This window comes from Pseudomonas sp. H1_D05, from assembly GCF_054682705.1.
The window spans coordinates 3,967,311-3,983,683 of the sequence record NZ_CP162825.1; the positions used below are offsets into that span (position 1 = coordinate 3,967,311).

The window sequence follows — 16,373 nt, forward strand, 5'->3', positions numbered from 1 at the left end:
GCACAATGTAAACCCCTTATTTTTCAGCATTTTTTATAGAGGCACGGGATTACATGGAAATCGGTCTGCGCGAGTGGCTGATCGTCATCGGCATCATTGTGATAGCCGGTATTCTTTTCGATGGCTGGCGCCGTATGCGCGGCGGCAAGGGAAAACTGAAATTCCGTCTTGACCGAAGTCTGTCCAACCTGCCGGACGAGGACACCAGCGCTGAGCTGTTGGGCCCGGCTCGCGTGCTGGACACCCACAAAGAGCCGCAACTGGACGAACACGATCTGCCGTCGGTGAGCATGCCGGCCCGCGAAGCACGCGAGCCTCGCGAATCCGGTTCGAAACGTGGCAAGCGTGGCAGCAACGGTCCGGCGCAGGGCGACCTGAACCTCGATCTGGATCTGGACGGCGGCCCGAGCTTCAGCAGCCGTGACAACGATTTCGTTGAAGACAGCAAGCCCGCGCCGGCGATGGCCGACAAGGATCAGCCGCAAGCTGAAGAAGTATTGGTCATCAGCGTGATCTGCCGTGATGCCGCTGGCTTCAAAGGCCCGGCGCTGTTGCAGAACATTCTCGAAAGCGGTCTGCGTTTCGGCGAGATGGATATTTTCCACCGTCACGAAAGCATGGCTGGCAATGGTGAAGTGCTGTTCTCCATGGCCAACGCGGTCAAGCCGGGCATCTTTGATCTGGACGACATCGACCATTTCAGTACCCCGGCGGTAAGCTTCTTCCTCGGCCTGCCGGGCCCGCGTCATCCGAAGCAAGCTTTCGACGTGATGGTGGCTGCAGCCCGCAAGCTGTCGCAGGAATTGAACGGCGAACTGAAAGATGACCAGCGCAGCGTCCTGACCGCGCAGACCATCGAACACTACCGTCAGCGCATCGTCGAATTCGAACGTCGCGCCTTGACCCAGAAGCGTTGATTGAAAAGATTGCCTCGGCACAAGAGGCAGTCGGCAATATAGATTGAGCAGCCTCGGCTGCTCTTTTGCTTTATGAGAGAACACCCATGACCGCCGCCAAAAACCGCATTCTCGAGCTACGCGCTGAACTCGATCAGCACAACTACCGTTACCACGTCCTCGACGAGCCGAGCATTCCGGATGCCGAGTACGACCGGTTGTTCCACGAGCTCAAAGCGCTGGAAGCGGCCAACCCGGAACTGATCACCAGCGACTCGCCGACCCAGCGCGTCGGCAGCGTGGCGCTGACCGCGTTCACCCAGGTGCGTCACGAAGTGCCGATGCTCAGCCTCGGCAACGCCTTCGAAGAAACCGACATGCGCGAATTTGATCGCCGGGTGACCGAAGGTCTGGACCTGCCGGCCGGCGATCTGTTCGGTGGCGGTGCGGCGGTGGAGTACAGCTGCGAGCCGAAACTTGATGGCCTGGCGGTCAGTCTGCTTTATCAGGACGGCGTGCTGGTACGCGGCGCCACGCGCGGCGACGGCACCACTGGCGAAGACATCAGCGTCAACGTGCGCACCGTGCGCAACATTCCCCTGAAACTGCATGGCGAAGGCTGGCCGGCGACCCCGGAAGTGCGCGGTGAAGTGTTCATGTCCAAGGCCGGCTTCGAGCGTCTCAACGCCTCGCAACTGGAAATCGGCGGCAAGACCTTCGCCAATCCACGCAACGCTGCCGCTGGTAGCCTGCGCCAGCTCGACTCGAAGATCACCGCCAACCGTCCGCTGGAGTTTTGCTGCTACGGCATCGGCCAGGTCTCCCACGATATTTCCGACACCCACATCGGCAACCTCAAGCAGTTGCAGAAGTGGGGTATGCCGATCAGTCACGAACTGAAGCTGGCCAAGGGCATTGGCGAATGTCTCGATTACTACCGCGACATCGGCGCGCGCCGTAACTCGCTGACCTATGAAATCGACGGCGTGGTGTTCAAGGTCAACAGCATTGCCGATCAACGCGAACTGGGCTTCCGTGCCCGCGAACCGCGTTGGGCGATCGCGCACAAATTCCCGGCTATGGAAGAACTCACCGAGCTGCTCGACGTCGAGTTTCAAGTCGGTCGTACCGGTGCTGTCACCCCGGTCGCTCGTTTGAAACCGGTCAAGGTCGCCGGCGTCACTGTGGCCAACGCTACGCTGCACAACATGGATGAAGTCGCGCGTCTGGGCCTGATGGTCGGCGACACCGTGATCATCCGCCGCGCCGGTGATGTGATTCCGCAGGTGGTGCAAGTGGTCATGGATCGCCGTCCCGAAAATGCGCGCGCGGTGCAGATTCCCGAGAGCTGCCCGGTGTGCGGTTCGCACGTCGAGCGCACGCAACTGATCAAGCGCAGCAAAGGCAAGGAAACCGTCAGCGAAGGCGCGGTGTATCGCTGCGTGGGCCGACTAGCCTGTGGCGCGCAACTGAAGCAGGCGATCATTCACTTCGTCTCGCGCCGCGCGATGGACATCGAAGGGCTGGGCGACAAGAGCGTCGAGCAACTGGTCGATGAAGGTCTGGTCAGTTCGCCGGCCGATCTGTATGCGCTGAAGTTCGATGACATCGTCGATCTGGAAGGTTTTGCCGAGGTATCGAGCAACAAACTGCTGGCGGCCATCGAAGACAGCAAGAAACCGGGGCTGGCGCGTTTTATCTATGCACTGGGTATCCCTGATGTCGGCGAGGAGACTGCCAAGGTCCTGGCGCGCTCGCTGGGTTCGCTGGAGCGCGTGCAGCAGGCGCTGCCGCAAGTGCTGACCTATCTGCCGGATGTGGGGCTGGAAGTGGCGCACGAGATTCACAGCTTCTTTGAAGATGCGCATAACCAGCAGGTGATCATCGAGTTGCTCGGCCATGGTTTGCAGATTCAGGATCAGGGTGAGTTGGGCGCCGAGTTCGCGGCCAGCACTACGTTGGGTGGCTTTCTCGACAAGCTGCACATTCCTTCGGTCGGCCCCGGTGGCGCGCAGAAGCTGGCGGACAAGTTCGGTTCGCTGGAAGCGGTGATGAATGCTGACTGGCTGGACATGCGTCAGGCCTTGCCGGAGAAACAGGCCAATTCGGTTCGCGAGTTTTTTGCGCTGCCTGAGAACCGGCAACTGGCTGAGGCATCCGAAAAGCAACTGCGTGATTTCGGCATGCACTGGCAGAGCGAGAAGAAGGTTGTTGAGGGCTTGCCGCTGTCCGGCGAGACCTCGGGTGCTGACCGGCAAGGTTGAGCTGATGAGCCGTGATGTCGCCAAGGAGCACTTGGAAAGCCTTGGCGCCAAGGTTGCCGGTTCCGTGTCGGCGAAGACTCATTGTGTGGTCGCAGGCCCCGGCGCTGGTTCCAAGCTGACCAAGGCCAATGAGCTGGGCGTGAAGGTGATGGACGAAGAAGCCTTCATCGCCTTCCTCAAAACCCATGGCCTGAACGTTTGATCGTTCCCGCGCTCCCGCGTGGGAATGCCGCCCCGGACGCTCCGCGTCCGCTGTGACGCAGAGCGTCACTGGATGCATTCCCACGCAGAGCGTTGGAACGATCAGCAAAGCGCGGGAACGATGTTGTCACGGGAATGATCTAGTCTTGGCAAGCCCCAGTGGAGAGATCGCCATGCACCGCTTTTTCGAGCAGCTCAGTTCCCGCATCATCGCGCCGTTCATGGGCGAATCCTCACGCAACAGCAAAGTCTGGCCGTGCCGCTGCGGCCAGTCGCTGTTCTTTCGCAATAGCCAGTGCCTAGCCTGCAACGCATTGCTTGGTTATCAAGCCGAAGAAAGTCGCCTGACCTCGCTGCAGCCGGGGCCATACGCGGGCACCTGGACGCTCGACGCCGACCCCGAGGCCGGCCTGTTCCGCCGCTGCGCCAACCTCGACACAGCCGCTGCGTGCAACTGGCTGCTGCCGGCCAATGATCACGACAGCCTGTGCATCGCCTGCAGCCTCAATCGCACCATCCCCGACCTGTCCGCCCCGGACAACCCTGAGCGTTGGCGCAAAGTCGAAATCGCCAAGCGTCGCCTCGTTGCGCAACTGATCACCCTCGGCCTGCAAGTCATCCCGAAAACCGTGGATGAAGACACTGGGCTGGCCTTCGATTTCATCGGCGTCGACCTTGAAGGCAAGGCGCCGATGACCGGCCACGCCAATGGCCTGATCACCCTCGACATCAAAGAAGCCGACGACGCCCACCGCGAGCAGGTGAGGGCGGCGATGCATGAACCCTACCGCACACTGCTCGGGCATTTTCGTCATGAGGTCGGGCATTACTACTGGGATCGGCTGATCGCCAACGGCCCCTGGCTCGATTCATTCCGCAGCCTGTTCGGTGACGAACGCGCCAGTTACGCCGAAGCGCTTGATCGTCACTATCAACAGGGCGCACCGCTGGACTGGCCGCAGTACTACGTCAGCGCCTACGCGACCATGCACCCGTGGGAAGACTGGGCGGAAACCTGGGCGCACTACCTGCATATGATGGACGCAGTGGACACGGCACTGGGTTTTGGCATGAGCGCGCGGGAAATGGATTTCGACTATCAACCGTTTCCGACCAGCACGCTGTACGACCCGGAGCATCCCGGCGGCGAGGCGTTCCTGTCATTCGTCAACGCGTGGATCGAACTGGCGGGCATGCTCAATGAGCTGTCACGGAGCATGGGCCAGCCGGATTTCTACCCGTTCGTGCTGCCGGCGCCAGCGATTGCCAAACTGCACTTCATTCATCTGGTGATCCAGCAGGCGGGCGGCAGGGCGGATGAAGTTCTGGCCCTGTAGGCGCTGCCGCAGGCTGCGATCTTTATGTCCTTGAACCCGTTCATATTTTTAATCTGCAACCAACGGTTGTAACTTCGTCTCAGATAGGTACAATGGCGCGGCTCGCCGACAGGCAAGCGTCGTTATGGTGACCCCATCGGTCCCCCCGCAACGATTACCCGTGAACCTGGTCAGAGCCGGAAGGCAGCAGCCACAGCGGGAACATTGTGTGCCGGGGTGTGGCTGGTGGGGTTACCACCTTAACGAACAATCGAACGCTTAAACAGAACTGCATGGGTTTCGCCCACTGCGGTTTTTTTGTGTCTGCGATTTGGCCAGTGCCCTGAGTTAACTGTGGGAGCGAGCCTGCTCGCGAAGGCGTCAGACCTGCCAGAGATGAGTTGACTGAGACACCGCTTTCGCGAGCAGGCTCACTCCTACAGGGGTTATGGGGTGGCTTCAGAGGACCCGGTATAGAGCCGGATAATCTCATCAATCTCCCCCGACATTTTCATCCGCAACAACGTGCGCAATATTCGCTGCACCGGTACCTTCGGATCATTCCTCACGTAACAACCGACCTTCTGCTCCTGTAAAACCGCCACCCCCTGCAACTGTTGCTCAGGGAGCAGGCGCTGGTTAAACCAGTCCAGCGTCCACTGATTGCTCACCGCATACCGATAACGCCCGGCCAGCAGTTTCTCCAGCACCTGCTCCTGATTGCGCGCATCTTCGCGTTGCAATCGATCGTCATCGAACAGTGGTTGCAGAGTCGGGTAGGTGTAGCCCAGAACGGTGCCGATGGATTGGCGGGGCAAATGCGCGGGGACGACACTGGCAGGTTGATCTTGCGGCTGATCAGCAGATCGCGCTGGAAGAACAACGGCAGACTCCAGATGTAATCCCCCGACTGATTTGGCAGCCATGACTGTGCGGCATAGCAGCGCACGTCGATCTCGCCGTGTTCCATGGCGGTCTGCACGCGGGCGCGGGGCAGGACGTGAAACTCGGCCGGTACACCGACCTGCGTGGCCAGGCTGAGCATCAGGTCGTAGAGAATGCCTTGGGTCGGTCGGCCGCGTTCGAATTGCACCATCGGCATTGCCCAGCTGTCGGGCATGGCGAAGCGCAACGGGTTTTCCGCTGCCGTCACGTTCAGGCTGATTCCCAGCAACGCCCCTAAGGCCCACCGCATAAACGCTCCGGTAATTCCCGATCCCGAGCCGATAAAAGCCTCTGCTCATGCAGCTTAGCCATATTAGACGAGGACACCGGATGCAATTTTGCCCTTGCTCCGCTAGCATTAGCCGCTTCTGCTTCCTTCGCTGCGACGGTTTTCGATGAGTTATCAGGTTCTTGCACGTAAATGGCGTCCGCGCTCGTTCCGCGAAATGGTCGGCCAGACCCATGTGCTCAAAGCTCTGATCAATGCCTTGGACAGCCAGCGGCTGCACCACGCGTACCTGTTCACCGGTACGCGCGGGGTGGGTAAAACCACGATTGCGCGGATCATTGCCAAATGCCTGAACTGTGAGACAGGTATCACTTCCAGCCCGTGCGGCGAGTGTTCGGTGTGCCGTGAAATCGATGAGGGGCGCTTCGTCGACCTGATCGAGATCGACGCCGCGAGCCGCACCAAGGTCGAAGACACCCGCGAACTGCTCGACAACGTGCAGTACGCGCCAAGCCGTGGGCGCTTCAAGGTCTACCTGATCGACGAAGTGCACATGCTCTCCAGCCATTCCTTCAATGCGCTGCTGAAAACCCTCGAAGAGCCGCCGCCGTACGTTAAGTTCATCCTGGCGACCACTGATCCGCAGAAACTTCCGGCAACGATTTTGTCGCGCTGCCTGCAGTTCTCTCTGAAGAACATGACGCCGGAGCGTGTGGTCGAGCATTTGACCCACGTTCTCACTGCCGAAAACGTGCCGTTTGAAGACGATGCCCTGTGGTTGCTCGGTCGCGCCGCTGACGGTTCGATGCGTGATGCCATGAGCCTCACCGACCAGGCGATTGCTTTCGGTGAAGGCAAGGTTCTCGCTACCGACGTGCGAGCGATGCTCGGCACGCTGGATCACGGTCAGGTCTATGACGTCCTGCATTCGTTGATCGAAGGCGACGCCAAAGCGTTGCTCGAAGCCGTGCGTCACCTGGCCGAACAAGGCCCGGACTGGAATGGCGTGCTCTCGGAAATTCTTAATGTGCTGCACCGCGTGGCCATCGCCCAGGCGCTGCCGGAAGGCGTCGACAATGGCCATGGCGACCGCGATCGCGTGTTGGCACTGGCGCAGGCCTTGCCGGCCGAAGACGTGCAGTTCTATTACCAGATGGGCCTGATCGGCCGCCGCGATTTACCGCTGGCGCCGGACCCGCGTGGTGGCTTCGAAATGGTCCTGCTGCGGATGCTGGCCTTCCGGCCGGCAGATACCGCAGACGCACCGAGGCAACCGCTAAAGCCAGTGGGGATCAGCCAGGCCACAGTTGATTCCGCAAACTCCGTGGCTGCCGCGCCTAAACCAGCGCCGGTAGTCGCTGCTGCTGTTGCGCCGGCTCCAGTGCCGGATCCAGCTCCAGCGCCGGCACCTGTTGCGATCCCGGCACCGACTCCCGAGCCTGCGCCGGTTGCGCCCGTTGCTGCGGCAGAACCTGAACCCGCGCCGGTCGTCGCCGAAGCCGTCGTCGACCTGCCGTGGAATGACCCGGTAGAGCCCGAGGCTGAACCCGAGCCTGCGCAGCAACCCGCCGTCGAACCAGTGCTGGAAACCACCGCCGAGCAACCCGAGTTGCCGCCGATGCCGCTGCCGACCCCGGACAGCGTCGTTCCGGAGGCGCCTGAGTGGGCCGCCGCGCCGATTCCCGAACCGTCGGTCGCTGACGTCGATGCCGCCACCCCGGGCATGGACCTGGACGACGAGCCGCCGCTGGATGAGGATTACATCGAGCCGGACATCGATTCGGCCTACAGCTACCTCGACGAACTGGCCAGTGAGCACGCCGCCGAGCCTGCCCCGGAGCCCGAGCCAGAGCCGGCTGCGGCGCCGGCCACAGGTCTGGCGTTGCAGTGGCTGGAATTGTTCCCGAAACTGCCGATCTCCGGCATGACCGGCAGCATCGCCGCCAACTGCACATTGATCGCCGTCGATGGCGACCATTGGCTGATGCACCTCGACCCGGCGCACAGCGCACTCTTCAACGCCACGCAGCAGCGTCGTCTCAACGATGCGCTGAACCAGTTCCACGGTCGCACATTGAGCCTGACCATCGAGCTGATCAAGCCCGAGCAGGAAACCCCGGCCCGGGCCGCGTCCCGTCGGCGTGCCAACCGTCAGCGCGAGGCGGAGGAGTCGATTCACGGCGATCCGTTCATCCAGCAAATGGTTCAGCAGTTCGGCGCGGTGGTGCGACACGATACTATTGAACCTGTCGATGCCTTGGTCGCCCAAGGCTAATAACTGAAGGTGCCCGGCCGCGCTGGCCGGGCGCTGTTTTGATCCAAGTACTTTTGAGGTGATTCCCATGATGAAAGGTGGCATGGCCGGCCTGATGAAGCAGGCACAGCAGATGCAGGAAAAAATGGCCAAGATGCAGGAAGAACTGGCCAACGCCGAAGTCACCGGTAAGGCCGGCGGCGATATGGTCACCGTGGTGATGACCGGTCGTCACGACGTCAAAAGCGTGAGCATCGACCCAAGCCTGGTTGAAGGCATGAGCGAAGATGACAAAGAAATGCTGGAAGCGGTCATCGCCTCCGCCGTCAACGACGCAGTGCGCAAGATCGAAAAGAACAGCCAGGACAAAATGGGCAACATGACCGCTGGCATGAACCTGCCGGCCGGTATGAAACTGCCATTCTGATTCGCCAACCGGCGGCAGATGAGCTACACAAAATGCCAGGCATTGCGCCTGGCATTTTTGTTTCTGACCGATCGTTCCCACGCTCTGCGTGGGAATGCAGCCCGGGACGCTCCGCGTTCCAAGTCCAGAGCCGAACGCGGAGCGTCCGTTGCGGCATTCCCACGCGGAGCATGGGAACGATCAACTCACCTCGGTCCACCGGAATAAACATCGAACGCCCAAATGGCTCAACGGTCTGCTCCCTATACCCGCTGAATTAACCCTTCACAGGAGACGCTGACATGTCCGACTCTCTTACCCTCAACCAACGCTTCGTCCTCGCCTCGCGTCCGGTTGGCGCGCCGACCCCGGAAAACTTCCGCCTCGAACGCGAAGCCTTGCCGGATCTGCAGGACGGCCAGGTATTGCTGAAAACCCTGTACCTGTCCCTCGATCCCTACATGCGCGGGCGCATGAGCGACGCACCCTCTTACGCCGCGCCGGTACAAATCGGTGAAGTGATGACCGGCGGCGCGGTCAGCCGTGTCGAGGATTCACGTCATCCGAAATTCCATAAAGGCGATCTGGTGGTCGGCGCGACCGGTTGGCAGAGCCACAGCATCAGCGATGGCCGTGACATCATCCCGATCCCTGCCGGGTTGCCGAGCCCGTCGATGGCGCTGGGTGTGTTGGGCATGCCCGGCATGACCGCGTACATGGGGCTGATGGACATCGGTCAGCCGAAAGAAGGCGAAACGCTGGTGGTGGCGGCTGCGTCCGGCGCGGTCGGCTCGGTGGTCGGGCAAGTGGCAAAGATCAAAGGCCTGCGCTCGGTCGGCGTGGCCGGCGGTGCCGAGAAGTGCAAGTACGTGGTCGAAGAGCTGGGTTTCGATGCCTGCATCGATCACAAAGCCGCCGACTTCGCCGAGCAACTGGCCAAGGCCTGCCCCAACGGCATCGACATCTATTACGAGAACGTCGGTGGTCATGTATTCGATGCCGTGGTGCCGCTGCTCAATCCCAAGGCGCGCATTCCGTTGTGCGGTCTGATCGCTGGTTACAACGCCTCCGAAGCGCCAAAAGGCCCGGATCGCCTGCCGATGCTGCAACGCACGCTGCTGACCAAGCGCGTGCGGATTCAGGGCTTCATCGTGTTCGACGATTACGGTGATCGTCAGCCGGAGTTCATCAGCCACATGGTGCCGTGGGTACGCGATGGCAAGGTGAAATCCCGCGAGGACGTGGTCGAAGGCCTAGAGCAGGCGCCCGAGGCGTTTATCGGTCTGCTGGAAGGGCGCAACTTCGGCAAACTGGTGGTGAAGGTCGCCCAGGACTGAGTATTTGACGCTGGCCAGAGGCGCGGGTATAAACCGCGTCTCGTTGTTTTGTCGGACTTTTTACCCATGAGCTTCAGCCCTTTGATTCGCCAACTGATCGACGCCTTGCGCACTTTGCCGGGCGTGGGGCAGAAAACCGCCCAGCGCATGGCGTTGCAGATGCTCGAGCGTGACCGCAGCGGCGGCTTGCGCCTGGCCCAGGCCCTCAGCCAGGCCATGGAAGGGGTCGGTCACTGCCGTCAGTGCCGCACGCTGACCGAAGACGATCTGTGCCCGCAATGCGCCGATACCCGCCGTGACGATACGTTGCTGTGCGTGGTGGAAGGGCCGATGGATGTGTATGCGGTCGAGCAGACCGGTTTCCGTGGCCGCTACTTTGTGCTCAAGGGGCATTTGTCGCCGCTCGATGGCCTGGGGCCTGAGGCGATCGGCATTCCGCAGTTGATGACGCGGATCGAAGAGGCGGGCACGTTTACCGAAGTCATCCTCGCGACCAACCCGACCGTGGAAGGTGAGGCGACGGCGCATTACATTGCTCAGCTGTTGAGCAACAAAGGCCTGATCGCCTCGCGGATTGCCCACGGCGTGCCGTTGGGTGGTGAACTGGAACTGGTCGATGGCGGCACGCTGGCGCATTCGTTTGCCGGGCGTAAACCGATTTCTCTCTGAATTTGCAGTGTCTGAGCTGACGCCTTCGCGAGCAAGCTCGCTCCCACATTGGTTTTGTGTCATTCACAAATCCCCTGTGGGAGCGAGCTTGCTCGCGAATGGGGCGACTCGGTTTGGCTGATTCACACAATTGAGTTGAAAACCAAGCAAGCGCTCGGTTAAGTTCGGCGAACCTTTCCGTGGAGCTCGCCCATGCCTGCCTTTCAGGAATACTTCGACCCCAGCCACCAATTGGTCCGCGACAGCGTCAGACGTTTCGTCGAACGCGAGATCCTGCCGGACATCGATCAGTGGGAAGAAGCCGAAAGCTTTCCCCGTGAGCTGTACCTGAAGGCTGGCGCGGCAGGCATCCTCGGCATCGGTTATCCGGAAGCGCTGGGAGGCAGCCATGCAGGCGATCTGTTCGCCAAGGTCGCCGCCAGTGAGGAGTTGATGCGCTGCGGCTCTGGCGGCCTGGTAGCGGGGCTGGGATCGCTGGATATCGGCCTGCCACCGATCGTCAAATGGGCCCGTCCCGAGGTGCGTGATCACGTTGTGCCGCAAGTGCTCAGCGGCGAAAAGATCAGTGCCCTGGCCGTCACCGAACCCGGCGGCGGCTCCGACGTCGCCAACCTGCAAACCCGCGCCGTGCGTGACGGCGATGTCTATCGCGTCAGCGGCAGTAAAACCTTTATCACCAGTGGCGTGCGCGCCGATTTCTACACCGTCGCGGTACGCACCGGTGCGCCGGGGTTTGGCGGCATCAGTCTGCTGCTGATCGAGAAGGGTACGCCGGGCTTCACCGTTGGCCGGCAGTTGAAAAAAATGGGTTGGTGGGCGTCGGACACGGCTGAGTTGTTCTTCGACGATTGCCGCGTGCCTGCAGGAAACCTGATCGGCGCCGAGAACATGGGCTTCGCCTGCATCATGGGCAATTTCCAGAGCGAACGGCTGGCGTTGGCGCTGATGGCCAACATGACCTCACAGCTTGCACTGGAGCAAAGCCTGAAGTGGGCGCGCGAGCGCGAAGCGTTTGGCAAGCCGATCGGCAAGTTTCAGGTAATCAAGCATCGCCTCGCCGAGATGGCGACTGCGCTGGAAGTCTCACGCGAGTTTACTTACCGGCAAGCGGCGAAGATGGCGGCGGGACAGAGTGTGATCAAGGAAATTTCCATGGCGAAGAACTTTGCCACGGACACCTCGGACCGGATCACCACCGAGGCGGTGCAGATTCTTGGCGGGCTGGGTTATATGCGCGAAAGTCTGGTGGAGCGGCTGTATCGGGATAACCGCATTCTGTCGATTGGCGGCGGGACGCGGGAAGTGATGAACGAGATCATCAGCAAGCAGATGGGGCTATAGGTTTCGGCGTGAGGCTGCCGGACCCTTCGCGAGCAAGCTCGCTCCCACAGTTGGAATGCGTTCCCTTGTGGGAGCGAGCTTGCTCGCGAAAGCGTCCGGGAGGGCGCTACTTATTTATCAGTCAGGGCAAACTGCGTCAGGCAGAAGCTAGGAATGCCCATGTCCTCAAGACGCTGCGAACCACCCAGCTCCGGCAAATCAATAATCGCCGCCGCTTCATGCACCCGCGCGCCCATGCGGCGAATCAGGTTGGCTGCTGCGATCAATGTCCCGCCCGTGGCAATCAAATCATCGAACATCACCACCGAATCGCCTTCACACAGGCTGTCGGCGTGCACTTCCAGGAACGCTTCGCCGTACTCGGTTGCGTAACCTTCGGCCAGTACGTCCGCCGGCAGTTTGCCTTGCTTGCGGAACAGCACCAGCGGTTTGTTCAACTGATAGGCCAACACCGAGCCGATCAGGAAGCCACGGGCATCCATCGCGCCAATGTGGGTGAAATCAGCTTCGACGTAGCGGTGGGCGAAACTGTCCATCACCAGGCGCAGAGCCGTCGGCGACTGAAACAGCGGGGTGATGTCGCGAAAGATCACGCCCGGTTTCGGGAAGTCGATCACAGGGCGGATAAGCGATTTGATGTCGAAGGAGTCGAAGACCATCGTCGAGGTGTCCTGGCAGGGCTGCAAACGGCGCAGTATACCCGCGGCTGAAACGCTTCGCTCAACCGCGGATCGAGATCAGCCTTCGATCGAGCCACCGGCCAGCGCGCAGAGCTGGATCGGGTCGAGGATGTGAATCTCTTTGCCCTCGGCGGCGATCAGTTCGTTCTGCTGAAAACGGGTGAAGACCCGGGACACGGTTTCCACCGCCAGACCGAGGTAGTTACCGATTTCATTGCGCGACATGCTCAGACGGAACTGGTTGGCCGAAAATCCGCGAGCGCGGAAGCGGGCCGAGAGGTTGACCAGGAAGGTAGCGATGCGCTCGTCGGCGGTTTTTTTCGACAGCAGCAACATCATTTGCTGGTCGTCGCGGATTTCCCGGCTCATGACGCGCATCAACTGGCGGCGTAGCTGCGGCAGTTGCAGGGCCAGTTCGTCGAGACGTTCAAAAGGGATTTCGCAGACCGAAGTGGTTTCCAGTGCTTGGGCGGAGACCGGGTGTTTCTCGGTGTCCATGCCGGACAGGCCGACCAGTTCGCTCGGCAGGTGGAAACCCGTCAACTGCTCTTCGCCGCTGTCGCTGAGGCTGAAGGTCTTCAGGGCGCCGGAGCGTACTGCATAAACGGAATCGAACGTGTCGCCCTGGCGGAACAGGAACTCGCCTTTTTTCAACGGGCGGCCGCGTTTAACGATTTCGTCCAGCGCATCCATGTCTTCCAGATTCAGAGAAAGTGGCAGGCAGAGAGGGGCCAGGCTGCAATCCTTGCAATGGGCCTGGTTGTGAGCGCGCAGTTTAACTGGCTCGGACATTTCTTGGATCCTTGTGGGAAAACACACATAAGCCGTAAGGGTAACTCACGGGAGGACATTCAGGCCAGTCTGGGGCGACTTTGCCCTACAGCCATAAAGCCACAGGGCCAGCAGCCGATAAACAGGTATCAAAGTGCATACAAGGAACGATTCGATGGCCGCCATTGGTACGCTGGGCCCCGCTAGCAGCGACGTTGCGGCAACGCCGGAAGCGTTTAAAGCTGCGTCCGGCAATGCACGCGATCCAGGCTCGCCCGAAGAGGCAACCCCGACCTTGGTCGAGGGCGTCAAAGTGTCGCTGTCCGGCGCATCGATCGAAAAGGCCGCCAGTATCGGTGGCGAAAACAGCGACATCGAGAACAGTGGCTTGCCAGAGAACATCCAGCAATTGCTGAAGATGATCCGCAAACTGCAAAAACAGATTGCCGAGAAAAAGGCACTCATCGAAGCGGTCATGGCCGACAAGCGCCTTTCCAACGAAGAAAAGATCATCAAGGCTGCCGCGCTGCGAGGCGCTATCGCCGCCTTGAATACCGGCCTGATCACGGCCAATCTGGCTTTGTCCAAAGTGGTCGGGCAGTCCGGGTTGACCGCGGATCAGAACCTGAGCGTCGGTTCGTTGCTGACGAAAAACTAGATCACCCGCGAAAAACGCTGACGGTTCTGCTGTTCCAGATAGGCATCGAACACCATGCACACCGAGCGCACCAGCAGACGACCCGCCGGCAACACGGCGATCCGCTCGCGATCCAGCGCGATCAGGCCATCACTGGCCATGCCTTGCAACTGCGGCCACAGCGCGCCGAAATAGCCCTGAAAATCGATGTTGAACTGCTGCTCGATCGCGGCGAACTCCAGACTGAAATTGCAGATCAACTGCTGGATCACCGCTCGGCGCAAGCGATCATCGGCGTTACACACCAGGCCCCGGCTGGTCGCCAGTTGTGCGGCGGCGAGGGTGTTCTGGTACTCGTTGAGATCGCTGCTGTTCTGGCAATACAGGTCGCCGATCTGGCTGATCGCGGAAACCCCCAGACCAATCAGATCGCAGTGGCCATGAGTGGTGTAACCCTGGAAGTTGCGTTGCAGGGTTTGTTCTTCCTGAGCAATCGCCAGCTCGTCATCGGGCAGGGCGAAGTGATCCATGCCGATGTAGCGATAGCCGGCGGCGGTGAGCTGCTCGATGGTGCGCTCAAGCATTTCCAGCTTCTGCGCAGGCTCGGGCAATTCATTGCCGTTGATCCGTCGCTGCGGCATGAAACGCTCGGGCAGGTGCGCATAGTTGAACACCGAGAGCCGGTCCGGTTGCAGGCTGATGACTTCTTCAACGGTGCGGGCGAAATTTTCCGAGGTCTGTTTGGGCAAGCCGTAGATCAAATCGATATTGATCGAGCGAAATTGCAGAGTACGCGCAGCATCGATCACCGCGCGGGTTTCTTCCAGACTTTGCAGGCGATTGACCGCGCGCTGCACCGCTGGATCAAGGTCTTGCAGGCCGATGCTGACCCGGTTGAAACCCAGTTCGCGCAGCAGGCCCATGGTCGACCAGTCGGCTTCACGCGGGTCGATCTCGATGCCGTAATCACCGGAGTCGTCATCCAGTAAATTGAAATGCTTGCGCAGGTGCGCCATCAACTGACGCAGTTCGTCGTGGCTGAGAAAGGTCGGCGTGCCGCCACCGAAGTGCAATTGTTCGACCTTCTGCGCCGGGTCGAGGTGGCAGGCGATCAACTGGATTTCCTGCTCCAGCCGCTGCAGGTAGGGCAGGGCGCGACCACGATCCTTGGTGATGACTTTGTTGCAGGCGCAGTAGTAGCAAATGTTCGCGCAGAACGGCACATGCACATACAACGACAACGGGCGCAGGGCCTTGCGGCTGTCGCGCAGGGCATGAAACAGGTCGAAGGTGCCGACCTGACTATGAAATTGCACGGCCGTCGGATACGAGGTGTAGCGCGGCCCCGCCAAGTCGTAGCGGCGGATCAGATCAGAGTCCCAACGAATGGCGTCGAGCATGCGGGCATTCCCCCGGATAGGCTGGCAGTGTGAGCGAGTCTATCGGGGGGCGGTGGTGGCGCTGTTGATTTGCATCAACGGGGAGAGGTGTGGTGTTAGTGCGGGCCTCTTCGCGAGCAGGCTGCGCCGCCGATCTAATGGCCCATCAACCAATGCTGATGCGGCCCCGGCAATGTCCAGATGCCAAACAGAATTACCAGCAATCCACCCGCCATGCGCACGCTGCGTTTGCGCAAAATGGCAGTCACGCGTTCTGCCGCGAGGCCCGTGGCGAGTAGCACCGGCCAGGTGCCGAGGCCAAACGCGAGCATCAACAACGCACTGTCCAGCGCATTGCCCTGACTCGCCGACCACAGCAATGTGCTGTAAACCAGACCACACGGCAGCCAGCCCCACAATGCGCCAAGTAATAACGCGCGCGGCACACTCGACACCGGCAGCAAGCGGTTGGCCACCGGCTGAATGTAGCGCCACAAACCGCGTCCAAGACTTTCAATGCGCGTCAGCCCGCTCCACCATCCGGCCAGATACAAACCCATGGCGATCAGTAGCAATCCAGCCAGCACGCGCATGAACAGCGCGGCCGGACTGTTGGCGACAGCCCATCCGGCCAGACCGATCAACAAACCAGCCGTGGCATAACTGAGAATCCGCCCAAGGTTATACGCCAGCAACAAGCGGAAACGCCGGCTGCGCTGTTCCTTGGGAATCGCCAGGGTCAGCGCGCCCATCAAACCGCCGCACATGCCCAGGCAATGACCGCCACCGAGCAGGCCGAGGATCAATGCCGATACCAGCAAGGGCGCCAGTTCAAGCATGAGGTGGGGCCTTGTCGTCCGGTTTGTCGGGGTTGGCTTCGTCCACGGCGGCGGTGTGGTTCGGATCCTGATCATCGAACAGGATGCTGTGCGCCGGGCCGTCGAGGTCGTCGTACTGACCGCTGTCCACCGCCCAGAAAAAGATGTAAACGGCGATGGCCACGATCAGCAGGGCGGCCGGGATCATCACGTAGAGAGCTGGCATCTGT

General features: G+C 60.7%; 13 protein-coding genes, 1 other RNA gene and 2 pseudogenes. 10 read left to right on the forward strand and 6 right to left on the reverse strand.

The window, feature by feature from the left end; all coding sequences use genetic code 11:
- The first annotated feature begins 53 nt into the window (after positions 1 to 53).
- From zipA to ffs, 4 genes and pseudogenes are all read left to right on the forward strand, one after another.
- On the forward strand, positions 54 to 917 hold the full coding sequence (gene zipA, locus AB4O11_RS17995) for a cell division protein ZipA (RefSeq protein ID WP_034152851.1): 864 nt from the start codon (positions 54 to 56) through the stop codon (positions 915 to 917).
- A gap of 86 nt (positions 918 to 1,003) precedes the next feature.
- A pseudogene (gene ligA, locus AB4O11_RS18000) lies at positions 1,004 to 3,362 on the forward strand (NAD-dependent DNA ligase LigA).
- 172 nt (positions 3,363 to 3,534) lie between these two features.
- On the forward strand, positions 3,535 to 4,698 hold the full coding sequence (locus AB4O11_RS18005) for a zinc-binding metallopeptidase family protein (RefSeq protein ID WP_460127730.1): 1,164 nt from the start codon (positions 3,535 to 3,537) through the stop codon (positions 4,696 to 4,698).
- A 134-nt stretch (positions 4,699 to 4,832) separates the two neighbouring features.
- Positions 4,833 to 4,929: signal recognition particle sRNA small type (gene ffs, locus AB4O11_RS18010), an RNA gene on the forward strand.
- 194 nt (positions 4,930 to 5,123) lie between these two features.
- On the opposite strand, the pseudogene AB4O11_RS18015 reads toward ffs, so the two are convergent.
- Positions 5,124 to 5,872, reverse strand: a pseudogene (locus AB4O11_RS18015) (substrate-binding periplasmic protein).
- A 145-nt stretch (positions 5,873 to 6,017) separates the two neighbouring features.
- On the opposite strand from AB4O11_RS18015, the gene dnaX reads away from it, so the two are divergent.
- From dnaX to AB4O11_RS18040, 5 genes are all read left to right on the forward strand, one after another.
- Positions 6,018 to 8,126 (forward strand): DNA polymerase III subunit gamma/tau, encoded by a 2,109-nt coding sequence (gene dnaX, locus AB4O11_RS18020; RefSeq protein ID WP_460127732.1) that lies wholly within the window; start codon positions 6,018 to 6,020, stop codon positions 8,124 to 8,126.
- Positions 8,127 to 8,193: 67 nt separating this feature from the next.
- Positions 8,194 to 8,532: a YbaB/EbfC family nucleoid-associated protein gene (locus tag AB4O11_RS18025; protein ID WP_016984747.1), complete on the forward strand. Its 339-nt coding sequence runs from the start codon at positions 8,194 to 8,196 to the stop codon at positions 8,530 to 8,532.
- Between the two features lie 281 nt (positions 8,533 to 8,813).
- Positions 8,814 to 9,848, forward strand: a complete 1,035-nt coding sequence (locus AB4O11_RS18030) for an NADP-dependent oxidoreductase (protein WP_460127734.1) — start codon at positions 8,814 to 8,816, stop codon at positions 9,846 to 9,848.
- Positions 9,849 to 9,914: 66 nt separating this feature from the next.
- Positions 9,915 to 10,517, forward strand: coding sequence for a recombination mediator RecR (gene recR, locus AB4O11_RS18035; protein WP_007918335.1), 603 nt, complete (start codon positions 9,915 to 9,917; stop codon positions 10,515 to 10,517).
- A 192-nt stretch (positions 10,518 to 10,709) separates the two neighbouring features.
- On the forward strand, positions 10,710 to 11,858 hold the full coding sequence (locus tag AB4O11_RS18040) for an acyl-CoA dehydrogenase family protein (protein WP_194934563.1): 1,149 nt from the start codon (positions 10,710 to 10,712) through the stop codon (positions 11,856 to 11,858).
- Between the two features lie 110 nt (positions 11,859 to 11,968).
- Here AB4O11_RS18040 and AB4O11_RS18045 read toward each other — a convergent pair whose 3' ends face one another.
- Positions 11,969 to 12,517 (reverse strand): adenine phosphoribosyltransferase, encoded by a 549-nt coding sequence (locus tag AB4O11_RS18045; RefSeq protein WP_034152844.1) that lies wholly within the window; start codon positions 12,515 to 12,517, stop codon positions 11,969 to 11,971.
- A gap of 78 nt (positions 12,518 to 12,595) precedes the next feature.
- Entirely contained in the window at positions 12,596 to 13,330 is a 735-nt protein-coding gene (gene fnr / locus AB4O11_RS18050; RefSeq protein WP_007918332.1) for a fumarate/nitrate reduction transcriptional regulator Fnr, read from the reverse strand.
- 154 nt (positions 13,331 to 13,484) lie between these two features.
- Here fnr and AB4O11_RS18055 point away from each other — a divergent pair, with 154 nt between their 5' ends.
- A complete protein-coding gene (locus AB4O11_RS18055) occupies positions 13,485 to 13,967 on the forward strand; it encodes a hypothetical protein (protein WP_093431846.1) in 483 nt (160 codons plus the stop codon).
- Here AB4O11_RS18055 and hemN read toward each other — a convergent pair.
- The 3 genes from hemN to ccoS form a co-directional block, all read right to left on the reverse strand.
- Positions 13,964 to 15,346: an oxygen-independent coproporphyrinogen III oxidase gene (hemN, locus tag AB4O11_RS18060; RefSeq protein WP_320337289.1), complete on the reverse strand. Its 1,383-nt coding sequence runs from the start codon at positions 15,344 to 15,346 to the stop codon at positions 13,964 to 13,966. The genes AB4O11_RS18055 and hemN overlap by 4 nt on opposite strands.
- 134 nt (positions 15,347 to 15,480) lie before the next feature.
- The gene (locus AB4O11_RS18065) at positions 15,481 to 16,164 is read right to left on the reverse strand and encodes a sulfite exporter TauE/SafE family protein (RefSeq protein ID WP_064116888.1); all 684 of its coding nucleotides are present in this window, start codon (positions 16,162 to 16,164) and stop codon (positions 15,481 to 15,483) included.
- Positions 16,157 to 16,369: a cbb3-type cytochrome oxidase assembly protein CcoS gene (gene ccoS / locus AB4O11_RS18070; RefSeq protein WP_093431851.1), complete on the reverse strand. Its 213-nt coding sequence runs from the start codon at positions 16,367 to 16,369 to the stop codon at positions 16,157 to 16,159. The genes AB4O11_RS18065 and ccoS overlap by 8 nt, the downstream gene beginning before the upstream one ends.
- Between the last annotated feature and the right edge of the window lie 4 nt (positions 16,370 to 16,373).

Bases quoted from the DNA above. Each gene is read 5' to 3' on its own strand.
- zipA (WP_034152851.1), top strand. From the start codon at position 54: ATGGAAATCGGTCTGCGCGAGTGGCTGATCGTCATCGGCATCATTGTG.
- AB4O11_RS18005 (WP_460127730.1), top strand. From the start codon at position 3,535: ATGCACCGCTTTTTCGAGCAGCTCAGTTCCCGCATCATCGCGCCGTTC.
- dnaX (WP_460127732.1), top strand. From the start codon at position 6,018: ATGAGTTATCAGGTTCTTGCACGTAAATGGCGTCCGCGCTCGTTCCGC.
- AB4O11_RS18025 (WP_016984747.1), top strand. From the start codon at position 8,194: ATGATGAAAGGTGGCATGGCCGGCCTGATGAAGCAGGCACAGCAGATG.
- AB4O11_RS18030 (WP_460127734.1), top strand. From the start codon at position 8,814: ATGTCCGACTCTCTTACCCTCAACCAACGCTTCGTCCTCGCCTCGCGT.
- recR (WP_007918335.1), top strand. From the start codon at position 9,915: ATGAGCTTCAGCCCTTTGATTCGCCAACTGATCGACGCCTTGCGCACT.
- AB4O11_RS18040 (WP_194934563.1), top strand. From the start codon at position 10,710: ATGCCTGCCTTTCAGGAATACTTCGACCCCAGCCACCAATTGGTCCGC.
- AB4O11_RS18045 (WP_034152844.1), bottom strand. From the start codon at position 12,517: ATGGTCTTCGACTCCTTCGACATCAAATCGCTTATCCGCCCTGTGATC.
- fnr (WP_007918332.1), bottom strand. From the start codon at position 13,330: ATGTCCGAGCCAGTTAAACTGCGCGCTCACAACCAGGCCCATTGCAAG.
- AB4O11_RS18055 (WP_093431846.1), top strand. From the start codon at position 13,485: ATGGCCGCCATTGGTACGCTGGGCCCCGCTAGCAGCGACGTTGCGGCA.
- hemN (WP_320337289.1), bottom strand. From the start codon at position 15,346: ATGCTCGACGCCATTCGTTGGGACTCTGATCTGATCCGCCGCTACGAC.
- AB4O11_RS18065 (WP_064116888.1), bottom strand. From the start codon at position 16,164: ATGCTTGAACTGGCGCCCTTGCTGGTATCGGCATTGATCCTCGGCCTG.
- ccoS (WP_093431851.1), bottom strand. From the start codon at position 16,369: ATGCCAGCTCTCTACGTGATGATCCCGGCCGCCCTGCTGATCGTGGCC.